Source organism: Microvirga antarctica (genome assembly GCF_017921815.1).
Classification (GTDB): domain Bacteria; phylum Pseudomonadota; class Alphaproteobacteria; order Rhizobiales; family Beijerinckiaceae; genus Microvirga; species Microvirga antarctica.
The window spans coordinates 20,972-47,740 of the sequence record NZ_JAGEMM010000005.1; the positions used below are offsets into that span (position 1 = coordinate 20,972).

Here is a 26,769-nt window from a genome sequence, read left to right on the forward strand (position 1 = left end):
CGCATCGGCTTTTTTGACGATGCGGCAGCAGCGTAAGGCAGGATCGGCGTGACAAATCAGCCCCAACCCAATTCCTTTCGCACCGGACCCGACGAGCGCGGGCATTTCGGTATTTTCGGCGGCCGTTTCGTCGCCGAAACGCTGATGCCCCTGGTGCTCGATCTCGAGCAGGCCTATGCGGACGCCAGGGCGGACCCGGCCTTTCATGCCGAGATGTCGAGCATGATGACCCACTACATTGGTCGTCCGAGCCCGCTCTATTTCGCCGAACGCATGACCGAGCATTTCGGCGGGGCGAAAATCTACTTCAAGCGCGAAGAGCTGAACCACACCGGCGCCCACAAGGTGAACAACGTGCTGGGCCAGATTCTTCTCGCCCGCCGCATGGGCAAGAAGCGCATCATCGCCGAGACCGGCGCCGGCCAGCACGGGGTCGCGACCGCCACCCTGTGCGCGCGCTACGGGCTGGAATGCATCGTCTACATGGGCGAGGTCGACGTGGCGCGCCAGCAGCCCAACGTCTTCCGCATGAACATGCTGGGCGCCAAGGTGGTGCCGGTGACCTCGGGCACCCGCACCCTGAAGGACGCCATGAACGAGGCCCTGCGCGACTGGGTCACCAACGTGGCCGATACGTTTTATTGCATCGGCACCGTCGCTGGCCCGCATCCCTACCCCGCCATGGTGCGCGATTTCCAGAGCGTGATCGGCACCGAAACCCGCGACCAGATGATGGCGGCCGAGGGACGGCTGCCGGATTCGCTGGTCGCCTGCATCGGCGGCGGCTCCAATGCCATCGGCCTGTTCCACCCCTTCCTCGACGATCCGGAGGTGGAGATCTACGGCGTGGAGGCGGCGGGCCACGGCCTCGACAAGCTCCATGCCGCCTCCCTGTCGGGCGGCCGTCCGGGCGTGCTGCACGGCAACCGCACGTACTTGCTCATGAACGATGACGGCCAGATCCAGGACGCGCATTCGATCTCGGCCGGGCTCGACTATCCGGGCATCGGTCCCGAGCATTCCTGGCTGCACGATATGGGCCGGGTGCATTACATCTCGGCCACCGACGAGGAGGCGCTGGAGGCGTTCCAGCTCTGCGCCCGGCTCGAAGGCATCCTGCCGGCGCTCGAACCCGCCCATGCGCTCGCGCGGGTCAAGGATCTCGCTCCCGCAAAGCCCAAGGATCACCTGATGGTGGTCAATATCAGCGGCCGTGGCGACAAGGACATCCCGCAGATCGCCGAGATCCTCGGGGCCCGTCTCTCCTGAGAGCGACGCGACCCGTTCCGTAGGGGCCGGGCGTGCCGACTTTTGTCAACTTTTGCCAGACCGTGCTATGGGACCGCCCATGACAACACGCATTGAAGCCCGTTTTGAGAAGTGCCGCGCGGAAGGCCGCGCCGCCCTCGTCACCTATGTGATGGCGGGCGATCCGGATCCGGAGACGTCGCTGGCGATCCTGAAGAGTTTGCCCAAGGCCGGCGCCGACATCGTCGAGTTCGGCCTGCCCTTCACCGATCCCATGGCCGATGGCCCGGCGATCCAGGCGGCCGGCCTGCGGGCCCTGAAGGTGGGCCAGGACACGGTCAAGACCCTGGCGCTGGTCCGCCGGTTCCGGGACGAGGATGCCCAGACCCCGGTGATTCTCATGGGGTATTTCAACCCGATCCACACCTATGGTCGCGACCGATTCCTGGTTGACGCGAAGGCTGCCGGCGTCGACGGGCTGATCGTCGTCGATCTGCCGCCCGAGGAAGACGACGAATTGTGCCTGCCCGCGTTGAGAGCCGGATTGGCCTTCATCAGGCTCGCCACGCCGACGACTGACGACAAGCGCCTGCCGGCAGTGCTCGCCAATACGGGCGGGTTCGTTTATTACGTTTCGATCACCGGCATCACCGGCATGGCGACACCCGATTTCGGCAAGGTCGCCACGGCGGTGGAGCGGATCAAGCGGCACACGCCCCTGCCCGTCGTCGTCGGGTTCGGCGTCAAGAGCGGTGCCCATGCGGCAGCGGTCGCCCGTGGCGCCGATGGCGTCGTCGTCGGGTCAGCCCTCATCGATGCCCTCAAGGGGACGCTCGATGCGGATGACCGGGCCACGGCAGGCACGGTGGAGGCCGTCACCACCCTGGTGAAGGAATTGAGCGAAGGCGTGCGCTCGGTCAACAAGCGCGCCGCCGCATAATCCAACCGGCGTCACCGCTGGACCTCACCGGTCATCCACGCGCGCCGCCCCAAGGGCGCCGGAGCCGGACCCGGTCCGCAACGACGCGAAAGGACAAAGACATGAATTGGATCTCCGAAGTCGTTCGACCGAAGATCAAGACGTTGTTCAAGCGCGAGACACCCGATAACCTCTGGATCAAGTGCCCGGATACCGGGCAGGTCGTGTTCCACAAGGACGTCGAGGCGAACCAGTGGGTCATTCCCGGTTCGAACCACCACATGCGCATTTCGGCGACGCAGCGCCTCGGCCTCATGTTCGATGGCGGCACCTGGACGGATGTGACCCTGCCCGAGGTGGCGGTCGACCCGCTCAAGTTCCGTGACGAGAAGCGCTATGTGGACCGCCTGAAGGACGCGCGCGCCAAGACCGGCCAGCCAGATGCGTTCCGGGTCGGTTTCGGCGAAGTCGAGTCCATCGCGATGACGGTTGCGGTGCAGGATTTCGGCTTCATGGGCGGGTCCCTCGGCATGGCGGCAGGCGAGGCCTTCGTCAAAGGTGCCATGACCGCGCTGGAAAAGCAGACCCCCTACATTCTCTTTGCCGGCTCCGGCGGCGCGCGCATGCAGGAGGGCATTCTGTCCCTCATGCAGATGCCCCGCACGATCGTCGGCATCCGCCGCCTGCGCGAGGCGCGCCTGCCCTATATCGTGGTGCTGACCAACCCGACCACGGGCGGCGTTACCGCCTCCTACGCGATGCTGGGGGACGTCCATATCGCCGAGCCCGGCGCGCTCATCGGGTTTGCGGGGCCGCGCGTCATCGAGCAGACCATCCGCGAAAAGCTGCCCGACGGCTTCCAGCGGGCCGAGTACCTCAAGGACCACGGCATGGTGGACATGGTGGTGCACCGGCACGACATCAAAGCCACGGTGGCGCGCCTTGCGGGCCTCTTCACCAAGAGGCCGGCGATCGCCGCCTGACGTCTCGCACAAAAGTCGCCTCGGCGGTCCCGGCTGGGGCCGGACCCTGCGACAGGGGGCTATTCGCATGGATTCTTCCGATGCGCTGATCGCGCGCTTCCTGGCGCTGCATCCCAAGACCATCGATCTGTCGCTGGGACGCATCCAGCGGCTGCTCGGCCAGTTGGGCCACCCCGAACGCCGCCTGCCCCCGGTCATCCATGTGGCGGGCACCAACGGCAAGGGATCGACCATCGCGTTCATGCGGGCGATCCTGGAAGCCGCGGGCCTGGCGGTGCATGTCTACACGTCGCCCCATCTGGTGCGGTTTCACGAGCGCATCCGCCTCGGCCGGTTCGGCGGCGGGCATTATGTCGAGGAAGACCGGCTGGTCGAAGCGTTCCGCCGCTGCGAGGCGGTAAATGCCGGGCTGCCCATCACGGTGTTCGAAATCACCACAGCGGCGGCGATCCTGCTGTTTTCCGAAGAGCCGGCGGACGTGCTGCTGCTCGAGGTCGGGCTCGGCGGACGGTTCGACGCCACCAACGTGATCGATCGCCCGGCTGCCGCGGTCGTGACCTCCATCGGCCATGACCATGCGGAATATCTGGGCACCACACTCGAGGGCATCGCGGGCGAAAAGGCCGGGATCTTCAAACGCGGCTGTCCGGCGGTGATCGCCGCCCAGGATTATCTTGCGGCTGATCAGACCCTGCGCCAGGAGGCCGAGCGCATTGGCGCATCGCCAATCATCGTCGGCATGCAGGATTTCTCGGTTCACGAGGAAAGCGGGCGGCTCGTCTACCAGGACGAGAAGGGCCTGCTCGACCTGCCCCGGCCGCGGCTCATCGGCCGCCATCAATATATCAATGCCGGGACCGCCATCGCGGCCCTGCGCGCAGCAGGCTTCGAGCAGTTCGAGACCGCAGCCTTCGAGGCCGGCCTTGCCAATGCGGAATGGCCCGGCCGGTTGCAGCGTCTCTCGCGGGGCCGGCTACCGGGTCTCGCGCCTGACGGCAGCGAGTTGTGGCTCGATGGCGGCCACAATGCCGATGGCGGACGGGTGCTGGCCGCCGCCATGGCGGACCAGAGCGAGCGCAAGGATGCGCCCCTCGTGCTCATCGTCGGGATGCTGGGCACCAAGGATTCCGATGCCTTCTTCCGCAATTTCATCGGCCTTGCCCGCGAGGTCATCGCGGTGCCGATCAGCGGCCAGATCGCCGCCCGCCCGGCCGCCGAGGTGGCGGCCATCGCCGCAGAAGTCGGCCTGACGACCTCGGTCCAGGCGAGCGTCGAATCAGCGCTCGCCTCGCTGCACGACTATGTCTGGGACCGGCCGCCGCGCATCCTCATCTGCGGGTCGCTCTATCTCGCAGGCGAAGTGCTCGCCGCCAACGGAACCCTGCCGCACTGAGAGAGGGGCCGCGCATGAAAAAGGGGCCTTGCGGCCCCTTTCAAACGTCCATCGGTCGAGAACCGGGTTCAGGCGGAGGCCTGGATCCACTTGGCGAGATCGCCCTTGGGTGCGGCGCCGATCTTCTGGGCCACCACCTTGCCGTCCTTGAACATCATCAGGGCCGGGATCGAGCGGATGCCGTACTCGGACGAGACCTGCGGGTTCTCGTCGACGTTCAGCTTCACGATCTTCACCTTGCCGCCCATTTCGGCCGAAATCTCTTCAAGGGCCGGACCGATCATGCGGCAGGGGCCACACCATTCGGCCCAGAAATCCACCACGACAGGCTCAGCGGACTTGAGGACGTCTTCGCCGAAGCTGGAATCGGTTACCTTTACGGTCGCCATGTCAGTCACCTTTGCTTTTGGACGCGACTCAGCAGCGAGCCGCGGGCATTGATGCCAACGTAAGAACCGGCTCCCCCGGAATCAAGCAGGACCGGTCGCGCCTCACGCGGCGTTGAGGCCCGACAGTGCGGCGTCGAGCACCCCATCCTGCAATTCATGCACCACCGGACCGGCTGTCCAGACCAGGAAGGCGCGCACCCGCTTGTCGGGATAGATCTCCTGCAGCAGGGCCCGATACAGCGCCATCTGGGTGACATATGCGGCAGGCACAGGTGCGCCCTCCCGAGGGGGGCGGGCCGTAGTCTTGAAATCGGCCACCAGCACCTCGGTGTCGCGCACGGCCAGCCGGTCCATCTGGCCCGAGACGAAAAGCGTGCCGGTAGACGTCAGCACCTGTCCGGCAATGGGCGCCTCGGCGCGAGATCCAGGGGCGAATAGGGGGGCCAGATCCGGATGCTGCAGCACGCTCAGCGCATGGCTGGCGAACGCGTCGCGCAGGGATGGCGCAAGCCGGGGCGCCCGCGCCTTCACAAAGCCGAGCGCCAATGCGTGCCGATGCTCGGGCGGGACATCTGGCAGGCGTTCGATCAGCGCGTGGACGATCGTGCCCCGTAGCCTCGCCTCGGGCGCATAGGGTCCGTCCCCTGGCCGTGTGAGCCTGTCGGCTGCTCCCAGCGCGCTCGACGGGCGGATCGGCGGTAACGGCTCCGGCTCGGGCACGACCTTTTTGGCAAGCCAGCCAGGCACGTCCGCACAGACGACATCCTCCCGCGTGGGATCGGCCGTCCCTGGGGTCGCCGGTGGCCCGTCGCGCCAGGTGGAGACCGGGCCGAACGGGCCCTCGCTGTCCTCGAGAGCACCCGGCTTGAGGCCCAGCCCAAGGCGGATCATCTCCGACCAGGCCTGCGGCGCGACAGTCTTGCCGGCGGTGAGATAGGGGGCCACCACCAGCCTGTCCTTGGCCCGCGTCATGGCCACGTAGAGGAGACGGTTATGCTCCTCCATGGCCCTGTCGTGCAGAACCGCCCGCGCCGCCGCGATCACATCGGAATCGTATGCCTTCCCGGGCGACCAGACCGGGAGCGTCCTGCCGGAGACGGTCGGCACCTGCAGCAGGACGGGATCGGCGCCGCGCACGGTGCAGCCGTCGAACAGAATGACGATGGGCGCTTCCAGCCCCTTGGCGCCGTGCACGGTCATGACGCGCACCTCGTCGTTGGTCGACTCGAGATCGCGCTTGATGGTGTGGTCCGCGGACTCAAAACGGTCGAGAAACGTCACCAGCGAGGGCGTGGAAAGAGCCTCGGATTGGTGGGCGGCCGACAGGAACGCGTCGATGGCGTCCCCGGCCTCGCTGCCGAGACGCGCCACAAGCCGCGCCCGCCCACGGAGGGGACCGAGCAGGAAGGCGAAGAACCCGAACGGACCGCGCTCGCGGGCAAGCTCCCGCCATTGGCGCAAGCTCTCGCAGGCGCGGGCGGCGGCCGGGTCACGATCGAGAGCGTGCCGCTCAAGGGCGGCGAGCAGGGATTCGCTGTCGCCGCGGGAGGACGCGATGCGGATGAGATCGTCGTCGGTCAGGCCCACCAGGGGCGATTTCAGCGCGGTGGCCAGCGTCAGGTCGTCGTTCGGCAACAGCGCGGCGCGGCCCGCCGCCACGAGATCCATGACGGCGATGTGCTCGCCGATATTGAGCCGGTCGGCGCCCGCCACCGGTACGCCCTTTTCCTTGAGGGCTCTGATCACCGCCTCGAACGCGGCGCCGCGCTTGCGCACCAGCACCAGCACCTCGCCGGCCCGCCACAGCCGCCCGGTCTCGTCGCCGATGGTCATGGCGCGCTTGATGAGATCGGCGATGCGACCTGCCACCACGACCGGCGGCGCATGCTGCTCGGGCGCGTCCACGGGTAGGACCCAGGCGTCGGGCTCGTCCTCGTCCTGCGGCGTGACGACAGGCCACAACTCGACGAGTCCCGGCACCTGCGGCCGGGCACTCTCATGCACCGTCCCGATGGCCTGATCCTCGAACGACAGGCCCCTGAAATGCGACTCGACCGCGAAGGTGGCATCGACCGCCGACAGAACGGCCGGCGTGGAGCGGAACGACAGGGTCAGGCGCACATCCGCGAACGCGAGTTCGGCAGCATCCAGCTTGCGCTTCCACTTCTTCCGGCTGGCCTCGAATTCCTGCGGGTCCGCACCCTGGAAACCGTAGATCGACTGCTTGGGATCGCCGACCGCGAACAGCGTGCGGACCCGCGTGCCGCCGGCCCCGGCGCCCGCCGTGAAATCGGCCGTGATGCGATCAAGGATCTCCCATTGCTCGGGATTGGTGTCCTGCGCCTCGTCCACCAGCACATGGTCGATTCCGCGATCGAGCTTGTAGAGCACCCACGCGGCATCGCCCCGCGACAGCAGGGCCAGGGTCTTGTCGATGAGGTCCTGAAAATCGAGCGCCCCATGCCGGGCCTTGGCCTGATCGACCCGCGCGCCGATCTCGGCCGCCAACGTGAACAAGGCCGCGGTCCGCTGGAGGGCCAGCGCGGCTTTCGCTTTCGATTGCAGCCCGACAAGGCGGGTCTGCTCGGCGAGCATCCGCTCGGTCACGGACAAGGGCACGGCCTTGGTGAGGAAGGCCGAGGATTTGCGCGGGGTTCTATCCTTGGTGAAGAACACGTCGAGATAATGGGCGAGCCGCTCGTCGTGGGCGCGGGCGCCAAAAGCCGCCGAAAGGCCGGACGCGCGAGCCTCGTCGGTCGCCTTTCCGGTGCGCAGCTCGGCCGCAAGGCCCAGCCATTCGGCGGGCGGGATGCCGCCTTCCAGCATGGCGTGCTCGACCGTTGCGACATCCTCGCCATGGCCCAGGCCCAGCGCCCCGCGAAGCCGGTTGAGGCCTACCGCCACGCCGCCTTCCTGCCGCAGGAACGCTTTGCAGCGAAGTGCCGCGCTCAAGGCTGCCGAGAGCTTATCGCCGGCCGCCTCGACGCTGACGATCGCCAGCGCGTCGTGAAGCTGCGGATAGGCCCCGCTTGCCGAATCGGCCAGCACGTTTGCGGTCTCGGTCGCCAGCATTTCGGCGGTCTGGTTCTCGTCCAGCACGGAAAACCGCGCCGGCACATTGGCCTCGAACGGCACCAGATGCAGCAGCCGCTCGCAGAAGGCATGGATCGTGTCGATCTTGAGCCCGCCCGGCGTCTCCACGGCCCGGGCAAACAGGGTCCGGGCAAGCCGCACCTGCGCGCGCGTCGGAGGCCTTCCTTCGAGTTCGGTGAGTTCCGTCACCAGGTCCTCGTCGTCGAGCGTCACCCACTTGCCGAGCAGCTCGAACACGCGGATCGCCATGTTGGCGGCCGCAGCCTTCGTGAAGGTCAGGCACAGGATGCGGCCGGGGGCGCAGCCGTCGAGCAGCAGCCGCACCACGCGGTCGGTCAGCACCTTGGTCTTGCCCGCGCCCGCATTGGCCGACACCCACGCCGAGGCGCGCGGATCGGCGGCGCGGCGCTGCGCCTCCCTGGTGTAGTCGGGAATGACGAGATCGCTCCTCATTCGAGCCCCTCGCCGCTCACCAGCGACCATTCCTTGACCCGCGCCAGATGGTCGTAATCCGAATAGCGGCGCGCATATTTCGGGAACGGCCGCGACAGATAGGGCGCCTCGCCCCGGGCGAACCGGGCGATCATGCCCTCGAACCGGCGCGCATGCTCGTCGATGATCTTGGCGACCGGCCGCGTTTCGTCCCGCGTCGGCTCGATGCGCCGCGGAACCATGGGCTGGCGGCCGCCGGTCGTGTGCATGTAGAGAAGATCGGGTGCTTCGCGCGCCCGCGGCAGGCCCTTGAAGGCGGCCCGCATCAGCATGACGGCCTCCAGCGTCAGCTGTGGCGAGAAACCCGCATAGACTTCGCGCAATCCGGGCGGCTGCCCGGTCTTGAAATCGACGATGATGAAGGAGCCATCGCGGCGATGTTCGATCCGGTCGGCGCGCGCCCGCAGGGTGAAGATCGTCCCGTCGGCCAGCGGAATGGCGAGCGCGCCCGCGCATTCCGCGTAGACCTCTACGAGATCGGGGCGGCGGGCGCTTTCCCACTGGACGAAATCGGTCGCCAGCCGCACGAAGCGCGGCCACCACTCGGCATGAAGTTCCGGGAACGCTTTTGCGACGGGCGCGAACTCCGCAACGCCGCGAGCCAGCAGATCCTCGAGAGCGTTGGCCGGAAGGGCGCGCGGGTGGGCCTGGGCAAACCCGCCAAGCACGTCATGAATGATCGTCCCCCGGTCGGCGGCCCCCGGCGCCACCGCGATCCCGTCCAGCGCATCGAGCTTCAGGATGTGCCGGGCGAAGATCGCATAGGGATCGCGCACCAGGATCTCGATTTCCGTCACGCTGAGCGCGCGCGGAAAGAGCGCGGCATCGGGAAGGGGCCGGGGCCGGCGGAGCGGCGGTGCTGGGGGAAGCCGGTCGATCTGTTGCGCCCAGTGCCGATAGCGCGCGCCCTCTTCCGTGACGCGCGCCCAGGTGGCCTCACCGGTGAAGGCCTTGAGCCGCTGGAGGAATCGCGACGGCACCATGGGAGAGCCGTCGCGCTTCTGCGCCCGTGTCATGATCACATCCCGGGTGCCCAGGGCCTGCACGAAGTCGTGCGCGGTCTGGCCGATGCGGCGCTCCGGCGGGGCGAGGCCGACACGGGCGCGCATGGGACGGTTGAGAAACGCATCGGTGATCGTGCGCGGCGGCCAGGTGCCCTCGTCCAGTCCGCCCAGCACCATGCGGTCGACCGACAGCAGCCGCGCCTCGAGCAGCCCCAGGATCTTGATGCGCCGGTGGGTCGATTTTGGTGACGGGCTGAGGGTCAGTTGCCGGGCGAGCGTGGTGAAGAAGGCCGGATAATCGGCAAACCGCCCGACCAGCGGCTGATCGTCCTCGGCGCGAATCTCCGACAGGGCGAGGTCATCGAACAGCCCCCACAGCGCCTCGAGCGAGGGATCGTCCCGTCCCGCCTCCGGTTCGGATTCGGGCCCGGCCACAAGCTGTTCCACCGCGCTGCGATGAACCTCTGTCAGGGCGATGAGGTCGAGGTCGTCTTCGCCCTTGGTCAAAGGCGAGAATTCCGAAAAGACGGCTTCCAGCCGCTCCAGCAGGGCATCGGCCAGATCCCACTCCTCTGGCGACAGATTCCGACGGGCGCGCGGCAGACGACGGCTTGTGTCCGCGCGATTGACCGCAAGCGTCGCCCGCATGCCGGACAGGCCCTCGCCCGGCGCAGGACCCCGCAGGACGCCGATCTCGAGAACCGAGGAGGCCAGCTCCACGGTCTCGCGCGGCCATCCGAGGCGGAACAGCGGATGCGCCAGCAGGGCCAGCACCGACAGGGGCCGCAGATCGTCGGCCGCCGCATCAGCCGCCAGGCGGGCGAGCCGCCCCGCCGGGGTGTCGGAGAGCGGACAGCCGGCCGAATCCTCGACCGCGATCCCCCAGCGGTCGAGCTCGGCCGAAACCCGTGCGGCCAGCGCCCGATCGGGGGTGACCAGGGCTGCGGTCCGGTGCGGATCGACCAGCACCTCGCGCAGGGCTACCGCGATGGCAAGCGCCTCCTCGCGCTCGTCGGCTGCCTCCACCACGGCAAGGCCGTCGCATCCCGCAGCGCTGAGGGCCAGGCGCTCATCGGTGGGTATCGCCGACCACCGGTCGGTGGAATAGGCCGGGCGCAGGGCCTCGGACAGGACCCGGAGCCGGGCCCTGGCGCCTTCCTGCGGGTCGCCCAGCACCACGACGTCGGCGCGCGCGACCTTGAGATGGGATTCGACCAGCCGCCGCAGGATCGCCTGCGGGTGGGTATGGACCGGGTCGGTATCCTCGTCGCCCAGGCCGCCGATCATGGCCCAGCTCTCGTCGTCGAGATCGGTGTCGAGCCCCGGCAGCACGACCGCGCCCCGGGGCAGGCGGGCGATGGCCGCCATGAGATTGGCGGTGGCGGGAATCGAGCCGGTCGAGCCCGCCACGATCATCGGCGTTGACGGGCAATCGCGGGTGAGCCGCCGGGCTTCCGCGTCCATCAGCGCGCCGCGCCGGACGGCCGGATCGCTCGCCTGACGGTCGGCGAGAATCTGCGGCCAGTATTCGCTGACGATCTGCACGAAGTTGCGGGTGATGCGGAAATATTCCGAGAAATCCGCCTCGACGGCGCGGTCGAGGGCCTGCCAGTCGATCCCTTCCGTGGTGAAGGAATCCATCAGGGTTTCGAGATCGGCCGCCAGATTGACCGCATCGGCAGGCGAGCCCGGCACCAGGAACGGGACGTCGGGGCCGAGTTGCAGCAGGGTGCGGTCGACCTCGGCCGACCAGCGCTGGATCAGGCGGGTCAGGATCAGCCGCCGTTCGAGCGGCGGAATGGGGGGCTTGAGAGCAGCCGCCCCCTCAAGCGGCGTGCCCTCCAGCCCCGACAATTCGAACTCCGCCCCGTCGGCTTCACCGAGCGGCACGATGCGGGGCAGAAGCTGCGCCCGTCCGCCGCCGCGCTCGGCCAGGAGCGCAATCAGCGCCCGCGTCGCCCGGCGGGTCGGCACATAGATGGTGATATCGGCAAGCGCCGCCGGATCGTCGCCCAGTTTTCCCACAAGGCGGCCGTCGAACAGCGCATCGACGAGGGTCGGCAGAAAGGGGCTGCCCGGCGCGATGGAGAAGACGTGCGCGGCCTGCTCCCTCATCGCACCCCGGCGGACAGGCAGACTTCCGCCTCGGCGATGGCGTGCGGTTCGCCCACATGCAGCCATTGCCCGTCGAGCGGCAGACCATAAAGGCGGTCCCGGGCGATCGCCCGATCGTAGAAGAGATTGGCCGAGAACGGCCCTTCGGGGCTGCCATGGACCAATTCGGGTTTCACGATGGCAACGCCCGCGTACACGTACGGCACGCTGCCGCCGGATGGCCTTCTCGCGAGGCGGCCCGACGCCGCCATGCTGAAATCGCCCATGCCGTCATAGCCGACGCTGGTTTCGCGCGGCGCGATCAGCATCAGGATGTCCATGCTGTCCGGGTCCCAGGCCGCGATCAGCCGCCCGAGATTGGGCCTTCCGCCCTCGACCCAGATCGAATCCGAATTGAAGGTGATGAACGGTGCGCCGCCCAACAAGGGCAGGGCCTTCCTGACGCCGCCGCCGGTTTCGAGAACCGCCTCGCGCTCGTCCGAGATGACGATGGCCGGGCTCCGGCGCTGCCGGAGATGCGCCTCCAGCATGTCGGCGAAATGGTGGACATTGACCACCACCACATCCATCCCGGCCTCATCCAGCCGGTCGAGGGCGAAATCGATCAGCGTCCGGCCACCGACCTTGACGAGGGGCTTCGGCATCGTGGCGGTGAGCGGGAGCATGCGCTTGCCGAGACCCGCGGCAAGCACGATGGCGGTGGTGGGGGCGTTCAGCAGGATGGGGGACAAGGGGCGGCTCGGGTTCAGGCGGCGGGGGGCGAATCGTCCGGATGCGGGATCAGCCGCGGCAGGTAATTCTCATACCATGCCTTCAGCTTGGAGAGCGACGGATGGGCGAGATTGCGCATGAGATAGGCCTCGATGCGCGGCAGATGCCGCAGGTAATGGGGCTTGCCGTCGCGCCGGTCGAGCCGCGCGAAAATGCCCAGGATCTTGGTGGCGCGCTGGGTGCCCATGATGGCGTAGGCGCGGGCGAAAGCCGCCACGTTGAAGCCCGGATCCACCGCGCGGCGCTCGCGCGCATAGACGCCGATGAGCTTGAGTTCGAGATCGGGCGGGACGGTCTGCCGGGCATCCTGCAGCAGGGAAGCGACGTCGTAGGCGGGCGAGCCCAGCACCGCATCCTGGAAATCGATGAGGCCGACCCGCGCGAGCCCTTCGCGCTCCGGCAGCCAGATCAGGTTGGGCGAATGGTAGTCGCGCAGGGTCCAGGTGGCGGGCGCAGCCAGGATTTCCTGCAGGGTTTCGGTCCAGATATTGACGAATTCCGCCCGGGCCGAGCCCGACAGGTGGGTGCCGATGATGTGCGGCACATACCAGTCGGTCAGCAGCTCGACCTCGATGAGCAGGGCCTCGAGATCGTAGGGCGGAAGCGCATGCTCCTGGCCCTCGGTCACCGGCAGCACATGCGGCAGCGCGCTGGTGTGAAGCTTGGCCAGAAGCCGGGTCGCTTCCGCATAGCGCTCCGGGATGGGGCCGGCCTCGTCGACGACGGGCTCGGCGCCAAGGTCCTCCACCAGCAGAAGACCAGCCTCGAGATCCTCGCCATAGATGCGAGGCGCGCTCAGCCCCAGTGCCCGCAGGCCGCGATCCATGGCGACGAAAGCGTGGACCGTCTCGGCGAGCTTCGCGATGGTGGTGTAGGGACGGCCCCGGCGCACGGGCGGGCCGACCGGCCGCGGCGGGGAAATCATCAGAAGCGCGGTGTCGCCGCGCGGCTTCACCAGACGCTCATACGAGCGAATCACGGAGGCGTCGCTCGGCATGGGCGCGCGCGTCGCATCGGCCCAGCCGCTCTGCTCCACCAGCCCCTGAAAGGCCCGCAGACGGCGAAGGCGGGCAGCAAAGGAGCCGGACCCGCTCAAGGAGACGATGCGGCCACGGCCGGCGGTGCCGGGCGCGAATTCCAGCGTGATGTGAAGCCGTTCCGCCTTCAAGGCGTCGTCGGCGCGCTCCGGCCATTCCACCAGCGTGATGGCGGCGTCGGTCGCGTCCTCCCAGCCGAGTTCAACCAGCTCCTGACCGCCGCCCAGACGATAGAAATCCGCGTGCACGATGGGACACGCGGGCGAATCGTAGGTCTGCATCAGCGTGAAGGTGGGGCTTGGAACCTCAAGATCGGGGTCCTCCGCGAGGAGCCGGATCAGCGCGCGCGCCAGCGTCGTCTTGCCGGCCCCGAGGCCGCCCGACAGCGTGACGAGATCGCCAGCGCGCAGTTCGTCCACGAGAATCCGGGCGAAACGCTCCGTCGCCGCATGGTCGTCCAGCGAGATCGTCCAACCGGGCTGCGATGAATCCTGCGCGTGCATGAGGTCCAATCTGTCTCACCTTCGTCGAATGTGGAGCGGCCGGTCAATTTATTCGGCGGCGAGCGGTGGTAGCGCATTCTGAGCGGATCGGCCATCCGACGGCGATTCATGGCGTTCGGCCGGAAACGTGCAGGTGACGGTCGTGCCCATGCCAGGCGCCGACACGAGTTCGATCCGGCCCCCGTGCAGCTCCACGAAGGAGCGCACGATAGACAGGCCGAGGCCCACGCCGCGATGGCGCGTGCCCAGCGTGTGGCTCTCGAACCGCTCGAAGATGCGCGCCTTCACCTCCGGCGGGATGCCGCGCCCTTCGTCCTTGACCTCGAACATCACCTCCGGGCCGCGCTTGCGGGCGAGCACCCGGATCGTCTGGCCGGGAGACGAGAAGCCGACCGCATTGGACAGGAGGTTGAAGAGGATCTGCCGGATGCGTTTTCCATCGGCGGTGAAGGACCCGATATCGTCCGGCACGTCGATATCGACGCGCAGGGACGCCTCGGCCAGGCGGTCCTCGAGCCCGCGCATGGCGGCCTCGATCGTTGAGCGGATGTCTACCAGTTCCGGACTCAGTTCGAGCGAGCCGGTATCGATGGAGGCGAGATCCAGGATGTCGTTCAGGATCGCCAGCAGCGCGCCCGAGGAGCGCATGATGTGATCCGCATAGTCGCGCTGGCGCGGGTTGAGCGTCCCGACCGTCTCGTCGCCCAGGAGCTGGGCGAAGCCGATGACGTTGGTCAGCGGCGAGCGCAGCTCGTAGGAGACGTGGTGGACGAACTCGTCCCGCAGGCGCGAGGCGCGTTCGAGGGCGTCATTGCGCTCGGTCAGCGCGCGCGCCACGCTGACGCTGGCCGTGACGTCGATGAAGGTCAGCAGCGTCGCGCCGTCCGGCAGCGGCTGGGCGGCGCATTCGAGCACCGAACCGTCGCTGAGATCCATCCGGCAATCCATCCCGGTGCGCGAATCCGCCAGTCCCGCGACGGCGCCGCGCAACTCGACCCAGATCTCGTCCTGCGGCGCGAGGCGGCGGCAGGCGCGGATGATCGCATCGATGTGCGGATGCTCGGTCGTCAGCGATGCGGGCAGCTCCCATAAATCGGCGAAGGCGCGGTTGTGCAGCTTGAGGCGGCCATCGGAGCCGAACACCGCGACGCCTTCCTTGAGGGTGTCCAGCGTCTCGCTCTGGACGCGGGTCAGCGCGGTGACCTGGGATTCGAGCTGCACGCGCTCGCTGACATCGTCGAACAGGTAGGTGACGCCGCCCTTCGGGTTCGGATTGACGACCACCCGCAACGTGCGCCGGTCCGGCAGGTGCCACCAGGTCTCGTTGGATTCCACCGCCCGGTAGCCCGACAGGATATCGGCCTTCCAGGCGCGGAAATCCGCCTGCTCGGGGAGCTTGCGGGCGGTGCGCAGGCGATCCAGCACCTCGCTGTCGCTCGGCCGCGAGGCGAGGAAGGCCGGATCGAGGCTCCACAATTGCTGGTAGGCCGCATTGCTGAAGATCAGGTTCTGGCCGGCATCGAAAATCGCCACGGCGGTCGGGAGTTGGTCGAGGGTGCGCAGCTGCGCGTCCATCTGGCGCTGCAGGTCGATCCGCACCGCCTCGAGTTCCGACACATCGACGGCGATGCCCGCGCTGCCGGTGCCGGTCGGGCGCTCGACCACGTCGAGGACCGTGCGCTTGCCGGCCATCACCGTGGTGACGCGGGCCGCATAGGTCGCGCCGGCCTTGCGCTTGCGCCCGGCCTCCTCGCGGGTCGAGCGGTCGAAGAGTTCGAGCGAACGGTTCGTCGCATCGGCGATGTCGGCCGCCTCGACCGAGCGCAGATAGGCGTGGTTCGCCCAGACCAGCACATCGTCCCCGTCGCGAATCCAGAGCGGATGCGCGACCGCGTCGAGCAGGCTCGTCATGGCCAGCAGATCGCCCTGGGCCGCCGAAAGATCGGCGCGTCCGAGCAGCAGTTCGGCCCGGTCGCCGGTGACGTCTCGAAGACGCAGGATGGCGCGGCCGCCGATCGTGCGTCCCTCGACGTCGATGAAGCGGTCGCCGGAGGCTCGGGCGGTCAGGCGAAAGGCCTCGCCGCGCTGCTTGAGACGATCGAGGGCGGAATCGACCGCTGCCGCGTCGGTGGGGCTGAGCCAGGCGCCGAAGGCCAGCGCCCGCTGGGCCGGCGCACCGTCTGCCACGAGAGACGGATCGCCCTCGAAACGGGGTTCGCCGTCGCGGCCCTGCCAGCTCACCAGCAATTGCCGCTCGGAGCCCATGAGAAGCCGCGCCAGATCGTCCGCCCCGCGCAGCTCGGCAATCTCCGCCCGCAGCGCCCGCTCGCGCCGGGCCCCAAGACGCTTCTCGCGCACCAGCAGGACTGCGGCGGCCGCCGAGAACGCCACGAGGCCGAGAAACAGCCCGAAATAGGCGTTGTGAAGGTCGAGACGCTGGAGAACCCGGGCGAGATCGCCCGGCTTGTCGGGCACCGCCAGGGTGCGGCCGGTGAACGGGATGGCGATGTCCAGGGCCAGCGCCTTGAAGGACGATCCGGCCAGAAGCGTGGCGGACAGCGTCGTCCGCGCGCAGGCCACGAGCCGTCTCGCCGCCGTCCCCCCTCTGCGAGGGTGCTCCCCGCGCCAGACCGTGCCGCGCATTCTCCAACGACTCCTTTGGAACCCCGTATGGGGCGTTTTTCGTGACGCGGGCCGGCTTTGCTGCCGGCGGGACGCTCGTGACGCGATGAACTGGACCGCCGACCGGGCACATTCGACGGATCGGAACGAATCGCCCCCACCTTAGACCACCGGTGACTCCGCCAGGAAGAGGGTTAAGGGCGGCTTAAACCGACCGGGGAGAACCTGTGGACAAACAGTTGACGGATCTGTGGCAAGCGGCCGATTTCGCCGCAGACGATGACGGGCCAGCACAAAAAAGGGCCCGGCATTGCCGGGCCCTTCGGGATGTAAAGCGCAGATTGGCCGATCAGTAACGATAATGATCCGGCTTGAAGGGACCGCTCTCGGAAACGCCGATATAGGCCGCCTGCTCGCTGCTGAGCTTGCTCAGCTTGACGCCGATCTTCTCGAGATGAAGGGTCGCGACCTTTTCGTCGAGATGCTTGGGCAGGGTGTAGACCTTGCGCTCGTACTTGCCGGCGTTGTTCCACAGCTCGATCTGCGCCAGCGTCTGGTTGGTGAAGGACGCCGACATGACGAAGGACGGGTGTCCCATGGCGTTGCCGAGATTCACCAGGCGCCCCTCCGACAGGAGGATGATGCGATGGCCGTCCGGGAACGCGATCTCGTCGACCTGCGGCTTGATGTTCTGCCACTTCAGGTTCTTGAGGCCCGCGATCTGGATCTCGTTGTCGAAGTGCCCGATGTTGCAGACGATCGCCCGGTCCTTCATCGCCCGCATGTGGTCGAGGGTGATGATGTCCTTGTTGCCGGTGGCGGTGACGAAGATGTCGGCGCGGGACGCTGCATCTTCCATCGTCGTGACCTCATAGCCTTCCATCGCGGCCTGCAGGGCGCAGATGGGATCGACCTCCGAGACGAGGACGCGGCAGCCGGCCTGCCGCAGGGATGCGGCCGAGCCCTTGCCCACGTCGCCGAAGCCCGCGACCATCGCGACCTTGCCGGCCATCATCACGTCGGTGCCGCGGCGGATGGCGTCCACCAGCGACTCGCGGCAGCCATAGAGGTTGTCGAATTTCGACTTGGTGACCGAGTCGTTGACGTTGATGGCCGGGAAGAGGAGCTTGCCTTCCTTGGCCATCACATAGAGGCGGTGCACGCCGGTGGTGGTCTCCTCCGACACGCCCTTGATGGCCTTGGCGAGCTCCGCGAACCAGCCCTTGGGCTTGTCCTTGAGCAGGCGCCGGATCAGCGCGAACAGGATTTCTTCTTCTTCCGAACCGGGCTTGTCGAGGAACGCCACATCGCCCTGCTCGGCGCGCAGGCCGAGATGGACCAGCATCGTGGCGTCGCCGCCATCATCGAGGATGAGGTTGGGCACGCCGCCCCCATGCCAATCGAACAGGCGGGCGGTGTAATCCCAGTATTCGGAAAGTGTTTCGCCCTTGTAGGCAAAGACCGGGATGCCGGAGGCGGCAATCGCTGCGGCCGCATGGTCCTGGGTCGAGTAGATGTTGCACGAGACCCAGCGGATATCGGCGCCGAGCGCCTTCAGGGTCTCGATGAGCACCGCCGTCTGAATGGTCATGTGCAGGGAGCCGGCGATCCGCGCGCCCTTGAGGGGCTGCGACGGGCCGTATTCCTCACGCACCGCCATCAGGCCGGGCATCTCGGTCTCGGCGAGCGAGATCTCCTTGCGGCCGAACTCCGCGAGACCGATGTCCTTGACGATATAATCCTGCGCGTCGGACGCGCCTTTCACGGCAGCTTGGCTCATAGCACTCTCTTTTCAGCGTCGTTTGACTGGCGCGTCTCTAGCAGAGGAGAGCCTCAGAGGCAATCAAGATATAAAGATATCTTTATATGGCTACCTACTCGTCCTCACCGAACCGGTTGGCGAGGAGGTCGCCGATGGCGATGAGGCAAGGAACGGCGTCCGGTCCCTTGGCCGTGACCGTGATGGTGGTGCCTTGGGCTGCCGCCAGCGTCAGCAGGCCCATGATCGAGCGGCCGCCCACCGTCTCGCCGCAGCGTGTCACGGTGACGTCGGAATCGAATTTCTCGACCGTCTGGACGAATTTCGCGGAGGCGCGGGCATGCAGCCCGCGGCGGTTGATGATGGGGAGTTCGCGATGGTTGGCACCCTCGGGGATCGGGGCCGGCGGACAATCGTCGTCGAGATCCATCGCAGTCATTTCCCGGTGAGCACGCGCGACGCGACGTTGATGTATTTGCGGCCCGCCTCCTGGGCGTGCGACACGGCATCCTCGAGGTTCTCCTCGTCGCGGACGCTCGCAAGCTTGATGAGCATGGGCAAATTGATGCCCGCCACCACCTCGACGGTGTGACCGTTCATACAGGACAAAGCGAGATTCGAGGGCGTCCCGCCGAACATGTCGGTCAGGACAACGACGCCGTTGCCAGAATTGACGCGGACGACGGCGGACATGATATCCTTGCGCCGCGTCTCCATATCGTCGTCAGGTCCGATCGTGATCGTCTCGAGTTGCTCTTGAGGCCCCACAACGTGCTCGAGCGCGGCCTTGAACTCCGTCGCGAGTTGCCCGTGGGTGACGAGCACCATGCCAATCATAATGTTTCTGGTCCGATCGCTCCTGAGAGCGGAGCCGCTATTTTGTGCACTGCGAAGCCAAGCGCAAGGGCACTTCCGATAAAATCTTCATCACAGTGTCACGATGGCGTCGCAATTGCCACTCGCGTGTTGGAAGATGACATCGCTGATCAGTGAGCCGAAACCCGCGCGGATGCGAGGGAGCAGAACGCCGCAGACCGCAATCGTTTCATCGCCCGCTTCCGGCATCCGTTCCGGCGCGCCCGATGACAGATCCACCACCAACCGCATCACCGCAGCCGGCTCGCTCCGGCGCATGGCAATTCCGATGCCGCGGATTTCGATGGCGCCTTCAATGACCGCCACCGGGCGGGCGATCACCCGTCCGTGGCAGGGCGACAGGATGACCCGGTCGTCGCCGATGAGCCGCGAGAACAGTCCGCGTCCCGCTGCCTCGTGGAGAAGCTGCCGGGCGAGCGACGACTTGCCCGCGCCCGCCTCGCCGCGGATCAGGATCCCCGCCTCGCCGATGACGAGCGCCGTCGCGTGAACGGTGACGGTCACGGACACGGCCACTATCCTTTTTTGCCGACCGCCGGCAGACGGATGATAAAACGGGCACCCATCGAGAGAGGCTCCTCGCCGGCAGGCCCGGGACGGTTCTCGGCCCGGATGGTGCCGCGATGGGCTTCGATGATCTGGCGCGAAATCGACAGGCCGAGGCCGGAATTCTGGCCGAAGCCCTGTTCCGGACGGTCGGTGTAGAAGCGCTCGAAGATGCGATCCAAGGCATCGGGCTCGATCCCCGGCCCGCAATCGTCCACCAGGATCTCGATCTCGCTCCGGCGTCGGCGCATGTGGATCTTGACCAGCTTGTCGGGCGGCGAGAACGAGCGGGCATTGTCGATGAGGTTGTTGAACACCTGCCCGAGGCGGCTGTCGTGGCCCACCACCAGATAGGCGTCGCGCGGGGCCGGGTCGACCATCAGCGTGATGGCCGGATCGCCCGCATGGCGGCGCTCGTTGGCGACGGAGACCACAGCCACCAGCAGCCGCTGCATGTCGACCGGTTCCGCATCGGCCCGCGCCAGTTCGGCATCGAGGCGAGAGGCGTCGGAAATATCGCTGATCAGGCGGTCGAGACGCCGGACGTCGTGCTGGATGATCGACATCAGTCGTCCGCGCGACTCGTCGTTGCGGGCGAGCGGCAGGGTCTCGACGGCGCTGCGGAGGGAGGTCAGGGGGTTTTTAAGCTCGTGGGCCACATCGGCCGCGAAGCTTTCGATGGCGTCGATCCGGTTGTAGAGGGCACCCGTCATGTCCCGCAGCGCGCCCGAGAGATGGCCGATCTCGTCCGAGCGGCCGGTGAAATCGGGGATCTCCTGGCGGGACCTTGTGCCGCGTCGCACGCGCTCCGCCGCCTCGGCGAGGCGGCGGACCGGGCCGACGATGGCGCCGGCGAGAAACAGCGACAGCACGATCATCACCACCGCCGCCACAAGAAAGACCTGGAGCAGCGCGAAACGCTCGGACGCGATGATGGTGTCGATGTCGCCCCCTTGGGTCGACAGCAGCAGGACGCCCTGCACCGTGCGCAGGCGCTGGATGGGCACGGCGACGGAGACGATCGTCTCGCCGCGCGCGTTGGTGCGCACCTCGCTCGAGCGTTCGCCCGAGAACGCGCGCTGGACCTCCGGCAGCGTCTTGCCGTTGCTGGGACCCACATCCTCGAGGATCAGGCGCTTCTTGGTGCGGAACAGGGTCCGCAGATTGTGCCAGGTGCGCTCGATGAAGCTGAGATCGTCGTCGGTCACCGGCGGCAGATCCATCCGCATGATGTCGCCGCGGGAGTAGAACGTGCGGGAATCGAGGAGGAGCGAGCCTTCCCGGTCGAAGATGCGCGCGCGGGTCTGGGTCGGGGTCACGAGCCGCCGCAGGAGGGGCGCGACCCGCTCCGGATTGATCGAGAATTCCAGCGCCGAGGGCGCATCGTCGTTGAACCGGGCGGTATCGCCGGCCTGCATCTGGAGAAGCTGGTCGGGGTCGATGGTGATCGTGTCGGTCTCGACCGTGGCCGAGCTCGCGATGGCGCCCGCGATGATGTCGCCCTGGGTCACCAGGCTGAGGACCCGCGCCTCGATCAGCCCCTGGCGGAACTGGTTGAGGTAGAGAAACCCCACTAGGAGCGCCACGAGGCCGGCAAGATTGAGCACCACGATCCGGCGCGTGAGGCTGGACGACATCCATTGCGCCAGCGCCCGGCCGAAGGCCTTCAGGCGCGCCATGGCGCCGCGCGGGGCCGGCAGCTCGTCGGCCCCGGCCTCGGCGAGGTTGAGATCAGCCTTCATGCCACTCTCACGCGAGACCCCGCGTCACCCTTCCCGGAAGCGGTAGCCGACGCCGTAGAGGGTCTCGATCATTTCGAAACTGTCGTCAACGGACTTGAACTTCTTGCGCAAGCGCTTGATGTGGCTGTCGATGGTGCGGTCGTCGACGTAGACCTGGTCATCATAGGCCGCGTCCATCAGGGCGTTGCGGCTCTTGACCACGCCGGGGCGGGTCGCCAGCGCCTGCAGGATGAGAAACTCCGTCACGGTCAGCGTGACAGGCTCGCCCTTCCACGTGCAGGCATGGCGCTCCGGGTCCATCTTGAGCTGGCCGCGCTCCAGCGCCTTGGCGTCGGCCTCGCGGGTCTGCAACTGGTCGCGGGGCGCAAAGCGCCGCAGAACGGCCTTCACGCGCTCGACCAGCAAGCGCTGGGAGAATGGCTTCCGGATGAAATCGTCGGCGCCCATCTTGAGACCGAACAGCTCGTCGATCTCTTCGTCCTTGGAGGTGAGGAAGATCACCGGCAGGTCGGATTTCTGGCGCAGCCGACGCAGCAATTCCATGCCGTCCATGCGCGGCATCTTGATGTCGAAGATCGCCAGATCGGGCGGGGCGTGCTTCAGGCCGTCGAGGGCGGACGCACCGTCCGTGTAGGTCTGGATCCGGTAGCCCTCGGCCTCGAGGGCGATGGAAACGGACGTTAGAATGTTGCGATCGTCGTCGACAAGAGCGATCGTTGGCATGAACACTTCCTTAAACAGAACGCGGATGATGGCCACGCCGTCGTGGCCCAAGTAACGCACAAGGCCCCAAAGCATGCCGAACTGCGCCTTTCTCATGGCATAAGTAAGGTTCCGGCCGCTCCTGCGCTAGGTCCGCACCATAGGTCCCCTGCTGGAACGAGAGATGAACGGTCGGAAGTGACGTTGGGGTAGGCGAAATAGAACGAAATGGAACAGGCGTGTTGACGAGGCTGCCCGATGTCTGAAACAAAAGCCGTCGCCGGGCATCGTCCCGCCTCTTCAAGAGCTTGCGTTCAGCCTATCTGGCCTATGCCCGGACCGGTTTTCAATCCGGTGATCAGGAGAAGTCTCAGTGGACACTATCGGCGTCTTCAATAGCGCACACGGCGCTGAGGCCAGCGGCTTCAGCAACCTCAAGACCGTTTTCTGGAACCTGGAGGCGCCCGCGCTCTACGAGCAATCCCTCAAGCGGGGCGAGACCGAAATCGCCAAGGGCGGCGCCCTTCTGGCCGAGACGGGAATCCATACGGGCCGCTCGCCCAAGGACAAGTTCATCGTCCGCGACGCCACCACCGAGGACACGGTCTGGTGGGACAATAACGGGGCGATTTCGCCGGACCAGTTCGATGTGCTGCTCCAGGACTTCCTCGCCCATGCGGAGGGCAAGGAGCTGTTCGCGCAGGACCTGCATGGCGGCGCCGACCCGTCCTACCGGGTCAAGGCGCGCGTTTTCACCGAATTTGCCTGGCATTCCCTGTTCATCCGCAACCTGCTGATCCGGCCCGAAATGGGCGACCTGAAAAGCTTCGTGCCGGATCTGACCATCATCGATCTGCCGTCGTTCAAGGCCGACCCGGCGCGTCACGGCTGCCGCTCGGACACGGTCATCGCCTGCGACTTTACCCGCAAGATCGTGCTGATCGGCGGCACCTCCTATGCGGGCGAGATGAAGAAATCGGTCTTCACCTACCTCAACTTTGCCCTGCCGCCGCAATCGGTGATGCCGATGCATTGCTCGGCCAATGTGGGCCATGGGGGCGATGTGGCGGTGTTCTTCGGCCTGTCCGGCACCGGCAAGACCACCCTGTCGGCCGACCCGGACCGCATTCTTCTCGGCGATGACGAGCACGGCTGGGGCCCTTACGGCGTCTTCAATTTCGAAGGCGGCTGCTACGCCAAGACCATCCGCCTCTCGCGGGAGGCCGAACCGGAAATCTTCGCCACCACCGAGCGCTTCGGCACCGTGCTGGAGAACGTGACGGTCGACCCGATCACCCGCGAGCCCGATTTCGACGATGCGTCGAAGACCGAGAACACGCGCTGCGCCTATCCGCTCGATTTCATTCCCAATGCCAGCATCACCGGTCGGGCGGGCATCCCGAAAAACATCGTCATGCTGACCTGCGACGCCTTCGGCGTGCTGCCGCCGATCGCCAAGCTGACGCCCGCCGAGGCGATGTATCACTTCCTGTCGGGCTACACGGCGAAGGTCGCCGGCACCGAGAAGGGCGTGAAGGATCCCGAGGCAACGTTCTCGACCTGCTTCGGCGCGCCCTTCATGCCGCGCCACCCCTCCGCCTACGGCAACCTGCTGCGCGACCTCATCGCCAAGCACCATGTGGATTGCTGGCTGGTGAATACCGGCTGGACCGGCGGCCAATACGGCACCGGCCGGCGGATGCCGATCCGCGTCACCCGCCGCCTGCTCTCGGCGGCCCTCGAAGGCTCCCTGTCGCGCGCCGATTTCCGCCGGGATCCGTATTTCGGCTTCGCCGTGCCGACCTCGGTGCCGGGCGTCGAGCCGCACATTCTCTACCCGGTGAAAACCTGGCAGGACAAGGCGGCGTTCGCCCAGTCGGCCAAGCGCCTGGTCGCCATGTTCAACGAGAATTTCAAACGGTTCGAAGACCATGTGGATGCCGATGTGCGGGCTGCCGCCCCGCACGCCTCCATCGCCGCCTGACGGCGCGCTGTGCTGATCCGGTTCCCCGGAAGGCGGCCATGAACCGCCTTCCGGCCATTCTTCTCGCGCTCCTGCTGTCCGTCGGGCCGGCCGCCGCCGAGGTCTGCGAAAAGCTGCTCGGATCCGATTTCGACCGGCTTCTGCATGCCTCTGTCTGGCGTCATGTGGGCGACCGGCTGCTGTCGCCCCTGACCCTCGGGCTGATCGCCCTGGCGATCCTCACCGCGACGCGGTTTCCCCGCCTGCGCGGCATGGCGCTGATTGCCGGGCTCGTGGCGGCCGTGAAGGCCGTCACGGCCCTTGGCGACAATGTGTTCCCGGATCGCCTGATGCTGTCCGCCCGCCTTGAGGGCTGCGGCGAGGCCTCGATCGCCGGCGCGGTGGTGGCGGCTTTTCTCGCCGCGCTCCTGCTTGGCGCGTTCCTGTGGGCCACGGATTCCACAGCCCGCGAGCAGGCCTGATGGAGGTGCTGGTTGTCGGCGCCGGCGTCGTCGGCCTTGCGGTCGCCCGCGCGCTCGCGCAGCGCGGCCATGCGGTGATCGTGGCCGAATCGACCGGCGGGATCGGCAACGGGGTGTCGTCGCGCAACAGCGAGGTGATCCATGGCGGGCTCTATTATCCCGCGGGCTCCCTGCGCGCCCGGCACTGCGTCGCGGGGCGCCGCATGCTCTACGATTTCTGCGCCAGCCACGGAGTGCCGCATCGGCGCTGCGGCAAGCTGATCGTCGCCACCAATCCGCTCGAACAGCAGAAGATCGAGGGGATTTATGCCCAGGGCCTGGAAAACGGGGTCGAGGGTCTGTCCTGCCTGTCCGGCGCGGCTGCAAAAGCCCTCGAACCCCATCTCGCCTGCACCGGCGCGGTGTTGTCGCAAGAGACCGGGATCGTCGACAGCCACGCCTTGATGCTCGCCCTGCAGGGCGACCTGGAGGATGCGGGCGGCATGATTGCGTTTCGCGCGCCGGTGTCGCGCATCGACCGCGAGGGTTCCCGCTGGCAGGCCCATGTGGGGGGTGACGAGCCGGCTGTCGTTGCGGTGGATGCGGTCGTCAACGCCGCCGGCCTCGGCGCGCAGGCGCTGGCCCGTAGCATCGCGGCGTATCCGGCAGCGCGGGTGCCGCGACTGGTTCTGGCCAAAGGCCATTATTTCGGGTGCGTCGGCAAACCCGCATTTTCTCGGCTGATCTATCCGGCCCCGGTGGAGGGCGGATTGGGCATCCATGTGACTCTTGATCTGGCCGGCCGGATACGCTTCGGCCCCGATGTCGAGTGGATCGACGCGGAGGCCTATGCGGTCGACCCGGCCCGCGCGCCGCGCTTTACCGGATCCATCCGCCGCTACTGGCCCGGTCTGCCTGACGACGCGCTGTTTCCCGACTATGCGGGGATCCGGCCGAAACTGACGGGCCCGGGCGAGCCCGCTGCTGATTTCGGAATCGACGGCCCCGCCGAGCACGGGCTGTCCGGGCTGGTCCAGCTGTTCGGAATCGAGAGCCCGGGCCTGACCGCGTCGCTCGCTATTGCCGAGGATGTGGCACGTCGCCTCGAGGCGTAGGATCGCGTCCGCGAAAAGTGAACGCCTCGCCCCAGATCGACGGATCAAACGGCCTGCTGGCGCGTTAGAATACTCAAGGTTGCGAAACGCCGGACGGGTCGACCGTGAGGGCAGCGTCCATCCTCCCGAACCCGCCATCCGGTCTTCCTTGCGAGGTGTGACATGGCGAAGCTCACGACGATGCCCACGGCCGGCCTGGATCTCGAAATCCCCCACATCCGGCACATCCGAACCGCCGACCTGCGCGACGCCCTCCGACTGGGCGTCGACGATTTCCGCGCAATGCCCACCCACGCCCTCTTCGTTGCGGTGATCTACCCGATCCTGGGCGTCCTGCTCGCGGCGATGATCTTCGGCAACAACATCCTGCCCCTGCTGTTCCCGATCATGGCTGGGTTTGGGCTGCTCGGTCCCGTGGCGGCGATCGGGCTTTACGAACTCAGCAGGCTCCGTGAACAGGGCGGCGACATCCCGCTTTCGGCCGCCACCCAGGTCGTCCGGTCGCCGGCGATCGGCTCCATTGCCCTGCTGGGCCTGCTGCTTCTGGCGATCTTCCTCGTCTGGCTCGGGGTCGCGCAGGCCCTCTACCAATCCATCTTCGGGTCCGCGACGCCCGCCTCGCTGACGGCCTTCGTGCGGGAGGTTCTGACCACTCCGAAAGGCTGGACGCTGATCATTGTCGGCAATGCCATCGGGTTCGTCTTCAGCATGGCGGTTCTGGCGCTGAGCGTCGTCTCGTTCCCGATGCTCGTCGATCGCCATGTGGGGATCGCCACCGCCATCCAGACATCGATCCGGGCCTTTGCCACCAGCCCCGGCACGATGATCGTCTGGGGATTGATCGTGTCGGCCTTTCTGCTGATCGGTTTCATCCCGTTCTTTTTCGGCCTGGCGGTAACGCTCCCCATCCTCGGCCACGCCACGTGGCATCTCTACCGGCGCATTGTCGGCCCCTGATCAGGTGCGCGGCGGCACGCCTGCCGGGACCTGATTTTTCTTGCCCGGATGCGATGCCTCGCCTACCGGTGAGCGATCA

The 26,769-nt window shown here is 67.1% G+C and carries 20 protein-coding genes; 8 read left to right on the forward strand and 12 right to left on the reverse strand.

Annotated elements, in window-relative coordinates; genetic code table 11:
- Positions 1-48: 48 nt before the first annotated feature.
- From trpB to J4G32_RS15015, 4 genes are all read left to right on the forward strand, one after another.
- Positions 49-1,269 (forward strand): tryptophan synthase subunit beta, encoded by a 1,221-nt coding sequence (gene trpB, locus J4G32_RS15000; RefSeq protein ID WP_210496140.1) that lies wholly within the window; start codon positions 49-51, stop codon positions 1,267-1,269.
- 79 nt (positions 1,270-1,348) lie between these two features.
- On the forward strand, positions 1,349-2,188 hold the full coding sequence (gene trpA, locus J4G32_RS15005) for a tryptophan synthase subunit alpha (RefSeq protein ID WP_210496141.1): 840 nt from the start codon (positions 1,349-1,351) through the stop codon (positions 2,186-2,188).
- 101 nt (positions 2,189-2,289) lie between these two features.
- A complete protein-coding gene (gene accD, locus J4G32_RS15010; protein ID WP_210496142.1) occupies positions 2,290-3,150 on the forward strand; it encodes an acetyl-CoA carboxylase, carboxyltransferase subunit beta in 861 nt (286 codons plus the stop codon).
- 67 nt (positions 3,151-3,217) lie between these two features.
- Entirely contained in the window at positions 3,218-4,543 is a 1,326-nt protein-coding gene (locus J4G32_RS15015; RefSeq protein WP_210496143.1) for a bifunctional folylpolyglutamate synthase/dihydrofolate synthase, read from the forward strand.
- 68 nt (positions 4,544-4,611) lie between these two features.
- Here J4G32_RS15015 and trxA read toward each other — a convergent pair whose 3' ends face one another.
- The 12 genes from trxA to J4G32_RS15075 form a co-directional block, all read right to left on the reverse strand.
- Positions 4,612-4,932, reverse strand: a complete 321-nt coding sequence (trxA, locus tag J4G32_RS15020; protein WP_210496144.1) for a thioredoxin — start codon at positions 4,930-4,932, stop codon at positions 4,612-4,614.
- A gap of 102 nt (positions 4,933-5,034) precedes the next feature.
- Positions 5,035-8,478 (reverse strand): double-strand break repair helicase AddA, encoded by a 3,444-nt coding sequence (gene addA, locus J4G32_RS15025; RefSeq protein ID WP_210496145.1) that lies wholly within the window; start codon positions 8,476-8,478, stop codon positions 5,035-5,037.
- Positions 8,475-11,636, reverse strand: coding sequence for a double-strand break repair protein AddB (addB, locus tag J4G32_RS15030; RefSeq protein ID WP_210496146.1), 3,162 nt, complete (start codon positions 11,634-11,636; stop codon positions 8,475-8,477). Before addB ends, addA begins: the two co-directional genes overlap by 4 nt.
- Positions 11,633-12,367: a nucleotidyltransferase family protein gene (locus tag J4G32_RS15035; protein WP_281413579.1), complete on the reverse strand. Its 735-nt coding sequence runs from the start codon at positions 12,365-12,367 to the stop codon at positions 11,633-11,635. The genes addB and J4G32_RS15035 overlap by 4 nt, the downstream gene beginning before the upstream one ends.
- 14 nt (positions 12,368-12,381) lie before the next feature.
- Entirely contained in the window at positions 12,382-13,947 is a 1,566-nt protein-coding gene (gene tsaE / locus J4G32_RS15040) for a tRNA (adenosine(37)-N6)-threonylcarbamoyltransferase complex ATPase subunit type 1 TsaE (RefSeq protein WP_210496607.1), read from the reverse strand.
- A 48-nt stretch (positions 13,948-13,995) separates the two neighbouring features.
- Entirely contained in the window at positions 13,996-16,590 is a 2,595-nt protein-coding gene (locus J4G32_RS15045) for a sensor histidine kinase (RefSeq protein WP_210496147.1), read from the reverse strand.
- 328 nt (positions 16,591-16,918) lie between these two features.
- Positions 16,919-18,349: an adenosylhomocysteinase gene (ahcY, locus tag J4G32_RS15050; protein WP_210496148.1), complete on the reverse strand. Its 1,431-nt coding sequence runs from the start codon at positions 18,347-18,349 to the stop codon at positions 16,919-16,921.
- A gap of 94 nt (positions 18,350-18,443) precedes the next feature.
- The gene (locus tag J4G32_RS15055; RefSeq protein ID WP_210496149.1) at positions 18,444-18,758 is read right to left on the reverse strand and encodes an HPr family phosphocarrier protein; all 315 of its coding nucleotides are present in this window, start codon (positions 18,756-18,758) and stop codon (positions 18,444-18,446) included.
- Positions 18,759-18,763: 5 nt separating this feature from the next.
- Positions 18,764-19,165, reverse strand: a complete 402-nt coding sequence (locus tag J4G32_RS15060) for a PTS sugar transporter subunit IIA (RefSeq protein ID WP_210496150.1) — start codon at positions 19,163-19,165, stop codon at positions 18,764-18,766.
- 90 nt (positions 19,166-19,255) lie between these two features.
- Complete coding sequence (locus J4G32_RS15065) at positions 19,256-19,714, reverse strand: HPr kinase/phosphorylase (protein ID WP_210496151.1); 459 nt, start codon at positions 19,712-19,714, stop codon at positions 19,256-19,258.
- A 5-nt stretch (positions 19,715-19,719) separates the two neighbouring features.
- Positions 19,720-21,492, reverse strand: coding sequence for a sensor histidine kinase (locus J4G32_RS15070; protein ID WP_210496152.1), 1,773 nt, complete (start codon positions 21,490-21,492; stop codon positions 19,720-19,722).
- A 24-nt stretch (positions 21,493-21,516) separates the two neighbouring features.
- The gene (locus J4G32_RS15075) at positions 21,517-22,215 is read right to left on the reverse strand and encodes a response regulator transcription factor (RefSeq protein ID WP_210496153.1); all 699 of its coding nucleotides are present in this window, start codon (positions 22,213-22,215) and stop codon (positions 21,517-21,519) included.
- Between the two features lie 352 nt (positions 22,216-22,567).
- Between J4G32_RS15075 and J4G32_RS15080 the strand changes: the two genes are divergently transcribed.
- From J4G32_RS15080 to J4G32_RS15095, 4 genes are all read left to right on the forward strand, one after another.
- The gene (locus J4G32_RS15080) at positions 22,568-24,178 is read left to right on the forward strand and encodes a phosphoenolpyruvate carboxykinase (protein ID WP_210496154.1); all 1,611 of its coding nucleotides are present in this window, start codon (positions 22,568-22,570) and stop codon (positions 24,176-24,178) included.
- Between the two features lie 38 nt (positions 24,179-24,216).
- Positions 24,217-24,639: a hypothetical protein gene (locus J4G32_RS15085; RefSeq protein ID WP_210496155.1), complete on the forward strand. Its 423-nt coding sequence runs from the start codon at positions 24,217-24,219 to the stop codon at positions 24,637-24,639.
- Positions 24,639-25,733: an NAD(P)/FAD-dependent oxidoreductase gene (locus tag J4G32_RS15090; protein ID WP_210496156.1), complete on the forward strand. Its 1,095-nt coding sequence runs from the start codon at positions 24,639-24,641 to the stop codon at positions 25,731-25,733. The genes J4G32_RS15085 and J4G32_RS15090 overlap by 1 nt, the downstream gene beginning before the upstream one ends.
- Positions 25,734-25,895: 162 nt before the next feature.
- Positions 25,896-26,690 (forward strand): DUF2189 domain-containing protein, encoded by a 795-nt coding sequence (locus J4G32_RS15095; RefSeq protein ID WP_210496157.1) that lies wholly within the window; start codon positions 25,896-25,898, stop codon positions 26,688-26,690.
- The last annotated feature ends 79 nt before the right edge of the window (positions 26,691-26,769 follow it).

Excerpts from the sequence above, each read along its gene's own strand:
- addB (WP_210496146.1), bottom strand. The coding sequence starts at position 11,636 with ATGAGGGAGCAGGCCGCGCACGTCTTCTCCATCGCGCCGGGCAGCCCC.
- J4G32_RS15090 (WP_210496156.1), top strand. The coding sequence starts at position 24,639 with ATGGAGGTGCTGGTTGTCGGCGCCGGCGTCGTCGGCCTTGCGGTCGCC.
- trxA (WP_210496144.1), bottom strand. The coding sequence starts at position 4,932 with ATGGCGACCGTAAAGGTAACCGATTCCAGCTTCGGCGAAGACGTCCTC.
- J4G32_RS15075 (WP_210496153.1), bottom strand. The coding sequence starts at position 22,215 with ATGCCAACGATCGCTCTTGTCGACGACGATCGCAACATTCTAACGTCC.
- tsaE (WP_210496607.1), bottom strand. The coding sequence starts at position 13,947 with ATGCACGCGCAGGATTCATCGCAGCCCGGTTGGACGATCTCGCTGGAC.
- J4G32_RS15055 (WP_210496149.1), bottom strand. The coding sequence starts at position 18,758 with ATGGATCTCGACGACGATTGTCCGCCGGCCCCGATCCCCGAGGGTGCC.
- J4G32_RS15070 (WP_210496152.1), bottom strand. The coding sequence starts at position 21,492 with ATGAAGGCTGATCTCAACCTCGCCGAGGCCGGGGCCGACGAGCTGCCG.
- accD (WP_210496142.1), top strand. The coding sequence starts at position 2,290 with ATGAATTGGATCTCCGAAGTCGTTCGACCGAAGATCAAGACGTTGTTC.
- trpA (WP_210496141.1), top strand. The coding sequence starts at position 1,349 with ATGACAACACGCATTGAAGCCCGTTTTGAGAAGTGCCGCGCGGAAGGC.
- J4G32_RS15085 (WP_210496155.1), top strand. The coding sequence starts at position 24,217 with ATGAACCGCCTTCCGGCCATTCTTCTCGCGCTCCTGCTGTCCGTCGGG.
- J4G32_RS15095 (WP_210496157.1), top strand. The coding sequence starts at position 25,896 with ATGGCGAAGCTCACGACGATGCCCACGGCCGGCCTGGATCTCGAAATC.
- ahcY (WP_210496148.1), bottom strand. The coding sequence starts at position 18,349 with ATGAGCCAAGCTGCCGTGAAAGGCGCGTCCGACGCGCAGGATTATATC.
- addA (WP_210496145.1), bottom strand. The coding sequence starts at position 8,478 with ATGAGGAGCGATCTCGTCATTCCCGACTACACCAGGGAGGCGCAGCGC.
- J4G32_RS15015 (WP_210496143.1), top strand. The coding sequence starts at position 3,218 with ATGGATTCTTCCGATGCGCTGATCGCGCGCTTCCTGGCGCTGCATCCC.
- J4G32_RS15045 (WP_210496147.1), bottom strand. The coding sequence starts at position 16,590 with ATGCGCGGCACGGTCTGGCGCGGGGAGCACCCTCGCAGAGGGGGGACG.
- J4G32_RS15060 (WP_210496150.1), bottom strand. The coding sequence starts at position 19,165 with ATGATTGGCATGGTGCTCGTCACCCACGGGCAACTCGCGACGGAGTTC.